Annotated in this window: 3 protein-coding genes and 2 pseudogenes; 3 read left to right on the plus strand and 2 right to left on the minus strand. The window is 66.8% G+C overall.

Annotated features, from left to right (window positions below; genetic code table 11):
- Positions 1-106 precede the first annotated feature (106 nt).
- Positions 107-959 (minus strand): annotated as a pseudogene (locus QOC69_RS30615) (oxidoreductase).
- A gap of 78 nt (positions 960-1,037) precedes the next feature.
- Here QOC69_RS30615 and aspS point away from each other — a divergent pair.
- Both aspS and QOC69_RS30625 read left to right on the plus strand, forming a co-directional pair.
- Positions 1,038-2,813: an aspartate--tRNA ligase gene (gene aspS / locus QOC69_RS30620; RefSeq protein ID WP_526446268.1), complete on the plus strand. Its 1,776-nt coding sequence runs from the start codon at positions 1,038-1,040 to the stop codon at positions 2,811-2,813.
- Entirely contained in the window at positions 2,810-3,253 is a 444-nt protein-coding gene (locus QOC69_RS30625; protein ID WP_526446269.1) for a nitroreductase family deazaflavin-dependent oxidoreductase, read from the plus strand. The genes aspS and QOC69_RS30625 overlap by 4 nt, the downstream gene beginning before the upstream one ends.
- A gap of 185 nt (positions 3,254-3,438) precedes the next feature.
- On the opposite strand, the gene QOC69_RS30630 is transcribed toward QOC69_RS30625, so the two are convergent.
- Positions 3,439-3,834 carry a nuclear transport factor 2 family protein gene (locus QOC69_RS30630; protein ID WP_526446270.1) on the minus strand — a complete coding sequence of 132 codons (396 nt, stop codon included), beginning with the start codon at positions 3,832-3,834 and terminating at the stop codon, positions 3,439-3,441.
- Positions 3,835-4,471: 637 nt separating this feature from the next.
- Between QOC69_RS30630 and QOC69_RS30635 the strand changes: the two are divergent.
- Positions 4,472-4,764: pseudogene (locus tag QOC69_RS30635) on the plus strand (helix-turn-helix transcriptional regulator); the annotation flags it as partial.

The following is a 4,764-nucleotide window of genomic DNA, read 5'->3' on the forward strand; positions in this document are numbered from 1 at the left end:
ACGGTGCGCGGGCGATGAAGTCGAGGTCGACGTGATCGCACGGGTAGGTCTTCGGATGGGACTCAGCCATGAGTAGACACTCTAGGGCTTGGTGTCTACTCAGGCCCTAGCCCGGTCCGTCGCTGGCGGCGGCGAGCAGCGGCACCAGGACGGCACTGATCGGCGTGGCCAGCCCGTGCTCGGCGGCCTTGCGGACGATCACGCCGTTGCGGATGTCCCACTCCAGCGGCCCGCCGAGTTCGCGGTCGGTCAGTATCGACGTGGCGATGTCCTCGGGCAGCCCGCTGAACAACCCGACGACATCCTCGATCACGGCGCCCAGCTTGGCGCCCTCGGCGCTTGGCCAGGTGGGCCACGTCGTCGCGGCGGGACATCCCCGACTTCCGGCCGCTCAGCGCCATGAGGCCGGCGACGGCGTTGGTCAGCAGTTTGTGTCAGGCGGCGGTGACGAAGTCGGGATCGGTGTCGATGGACAACCGAGGGCCTCGCAGGGTCTCGGCGAGGCGGTCCGCGGCAGGCGTGGCGGGCAGGACCAGTGCAACTGGGGTGCGCAGGCGCACCCAGCCCTGCGGTTGTGTCTCGACCGAGAACCACACCACGGCAGGCAACACGGTCGACCCCTGGCAGTACCTGCCCACCCGTTCGAACTGTTCGACGCCGTTCTGCAACGCCAAGACCGTGGTGCTCTCGTCGCACAACCGGGCCAGCCACGCCGCGGCGGCTGGGGTCTGGGTGTCCTTGACCGCGAGCAACACCACGTCGACGGGTTCGGTGATGGTTTCGGGGTCGGTGCGCACCGGGCCAGGCACCACGAACGAATTCCCATCGTCGCTCCTGACTTCGATGGAGTCGCGAGGAGTGCGCCCGCAGACAACCACCTGATGACCCGCGCTGTGCACCAGCGCCGCGACGGTCGAACCGATGGCGCCCGGCCCGACGACCGCAATGCTTGTACCCACGATCGCCAAGGTACCGACGAAATAGCCCCCACTACACTGTGGCAGTCCACCGCCCAAGGCCATTCCCAGGGAGTTTTCGTGTTGCGCAGTCATGCCGCCGGTTCGCTGCGGTCCACCGACGCCGGACAGAAGGTGACGTTGGCCGGTTGGGTGGCCCGTCGGCGTGACCACGGCGGCGTCATCTTCATCGATCTCCGCGACGCGTCGGGGGTGGCACAGGTGGTGTTCCGCGACGCCGAGGTGCTCGAGCAGGCGCACCGGCTGCGCGCCGAGTTCTGCATCGCCGTCGAGGGCGTGGTCGAGACCCGGCCCGAGGGCAACGCCAACGCGGAGATCGCCACCGGCGACATCGAGGTCAACGCGACCTTGCTGACGGTGCTGAGCGAGAGCGCACCGCTGCCGTTCCAGCTCGACGAGACCGCGGGCGAGGAAGCCCGGCTCAAGTACCGCTACCTCGATCTGCGTCGCGAGGGCCCGGGCAACGCAATCCGGTTGCGCTCCAAGGTGAATGCGGCGGCGCGTGGCGTGCTGGCCGACCGCGACTTCATCGAGATCGAGACGCCGACGCTGACCCGCTCCACGCCCGAGGGGGCCCGCGACTTCCTGGTGCCCGCGCGCCTGCAGCCGGGTTCGTTCTACGCGCTGCCACAAAGTCCGCAGCTGTTCAAGCAGCTGCTGATGGTGGCGGGCATGGAGCGCTACTACCAGATCGCGCGCTGCTACCGCGACGAGGACTTCCGCGCCGACCGCCAGCCCGAGTTCACCCAGCTGGACATGGAGATGAGCTTCGTCGACGCCGACGACGTGATCGCCGTGTCGGAAGAGGTGCTGGCGGCGTTGTGGGCGCTGGTCGGATACGAACTGCCACTGCCGATCCCGCGGATCGACTACGCGGACGCCATGCGGCGGTTCGGCTCCGACAAGCCCGACCTGCGATTCGGCCTCGAACTCGTCGAGTGCGCGGAGTACTTCTCCGACACCACGTTCCGCGTCTTCCAGGCGCCGTACGTCGGTGCGGTGGTCATGCCGGGGGGCGCCTCGCAGCCGCGCCGCACCCTGGACGGTTGGCAGGAGTTCGCCAAGCAGCGCGGACACAAGGGGCTGGCCTACGTGCTGGTCGCCGAGGACGGCACGCTGGGCGGTCCGGTCGCCAAGAACTTGACCGACGCCGAGCGCGACGGCCTCACCGCGCACGTCGGCGCGAAGCCGGGGGACTGCATCTTCTTCGCCGCCGGAACCGCCAAGGCGGGCCGTGCCCTGCTCGGTGCCACCCGGATCGAGATCGCCAAGCGGCTGGACATGATCGACCCGGCGGCATGGGCGTTCACGTGGGTGGTGGACTGGCCGCTGTTCGAGGCGACGGATGAAGTCACCGCCGCCGGTGACGTCGTGCTGGGCTCCGGCGCGTGGACGGCCGTGCACCACGCGTTCACGTCGCCCAAGCCGGAGTCGGAGACCACCTTCGACACGGATCCGGGCAGCGCGCTGGCCAACGCCTACGACATCGTCTGCAACGGCAACGAGATCGGCGGCGGCTCGATCCGCATCCACCGTCGCGACGTCCAGGAACGCGTCTTCGCGATGATGGGCATCGATCACGACGAGGCCCAGGACAAGTTCGGATTCCTGTTGGACGCCTTCACCTTCGGCGCGCCGCCACACGGCGGCATCGCGTTCGGGTGGGACCGCATCACCGCGCTGCTGGCCGGCGTCGACTCCATCCGCGAGGTCATCGCCTTCCCGAAGTCGGGCGGCGGCGTGGATCCGTTGACCGACGCGCCAGCGCCGATCACCCCGCAGCAGCGCAAGGAGTCCGGAATAGACGCCAAGCCCAAGAGCTTGACTGAGGAATGACCGAAATCTCCAGAGAGTCCCTTCTGAACGACGTCAATGCCCTCAAGTCGTTCAACGACGACATCGTCACGAAATTCCGGGCCAACGGCGGCACGGTGGCCGAGTTCGGCGGCGATCTGCTGCTGCTGACGACGACGGGTGCCAAGTCCGGGGAGCCGCGGTTGTCGCCGCTGGCGTACCTGACCATCGACGGAAAGACGATCATCTTCGGCTCGTACGCCGGTGCGCCCAAGGATCCGGCCTGGGTGCACAACCTGAGGGCCAACGCGCTGGCCCACATCGAGGTCGGCGCCGACTCGTACGGCGTGCGCGCCCACGAACTCTCACCAGCTGAGCGCGACGAGATCCTGCCGAAGGTGCTGGCCCTCGTGCCGGTATTCGCCGACTACCAGTCGAAGACCAGCCGCGTCATCCCGCTGTTCGAGCTCGCCCGCGCCTGACTAGCCGGACTTCGCCCTAGTCGCCACCGTGGTCGCGCAGCACCTCTGCCGACAGCCGATCGAGCAGTTCCTCGTTCGCCTTCGCCGGAACTCGCTCCATGCGGCGGCCGACATCGGGTTCTCGTGGATCGCCCCGGGAAGTCCGGCTCCGGACATCCCGGGGCGATTCACCTGAGCAGACCTAACTACCGTGCCGCGACCTGCTTCTTGCCGTATACGCGCTCCATCATCGCCGTGTCTCCATACAGCTCCGCCCGTACCGTCTTGCCGTCGCGGAGGGTGTACACCTCGGCGTCTTGAGCTGCCTCGCCGCCGACAGTCGTGTCGCTGAGCACGACGACCATGTCGCCGTCGGCCAGGAAGCGGCGGGGCTTGATCGTCGGCGACTTCTCGGCCAACCGGCTGAGCAAGTCGCCGAGTTCGCCTTTGCCGTGATAGGTACCGCTGACCGCGCTATCGCCCGGCTGGATCCACTCGATGTCGTCGTCGAACAGGCTCATCAGCGTTTCGACGTCGCCCGCGGCGAAGGCTTCGTAACCCTTCTTGATGTGCTCGACGTTCTGATCGGTCTGCTCCGACATTCGTCAACTCCCTTCGTACGTATTCGATGTTTCGGCCGCGACGGGCGCGGCCGGTCTGGCGGACGTGGATGAAGTCCAGTGGAGCGGGCCGACACCGTCCCCTCTACGAGTCGGCATGGTGCCCGTCACAGGTGGTCCATCTGCCGAGACATCCGCGCCCCCTCGAAATAGCTGGCCTCACGCCGCGGATAAATCGGCCGCGGCTCGGGCAGCCCAATGTGGATGTGCCTGATTGCTGCAGTCAATCGTGTGGCATGCCATTGACGGTGCGTCGTTGCGGGCGTTAGCAATGCCGCCGCGGCGGTACTGAGCACGACTTCCTGCTCGCTGATGAGAGCCGGTGTCGAGGCGTGTCGCGTGCCGCTGACCGGAGAGGAAGCTGGCCCGACAGCGGGCGCCGCGGGTTTGGACAGTAGATGCAACATCTCCGGCTGCCTCTCGACGATTGGTGGCTCCTGCGGGGGAGTCACGGCTTGGAACACCGTCTCGTTGAGAAAAGCACCACGCGGCGTCAATTACCTCATCTATTTGGATGAGATCCGACTACTCTCTAGGCGACTCACAACGATCGTCTCGGAGACTCACAGCGAGGGAGGTTCCCAATGCGGGTACCAGCCAGTGAATCGAGGGCCGGGCGATGGTCACGGTTGAGGACTTTTCGCGTCTAGTCTCTAGCATCTACGCCGCGGCGGTCACACCGCAGCACTGGGATGCCGCCATCCGCGAGATCCAGCACGTACTCGACGGAACAGGTGGGGCGTTGTTGATCCCCGACGGCCCCTCCTGGTACAACTCGACCCTTTCCGTCGAATCCAACCAGGCTTACCGCAAGTACTACTACCGGTTAGATCGCGTGGCCGCGGCCGCTGAGCGGGGTCCTGTCGGGGTCGTGCGAACAGGGACAGAGTTAATGCCTCTGGTGCGAAACTC

The organism is Mycobacterium sp., from assembly GCF_032162105.1.
Taxonomy (GTDB): domain Bacteria; phylum Actinomycetota; class Actinomycetes; order Mycobacteriales; family Mycobacteriaceae; genus Mycobacterium.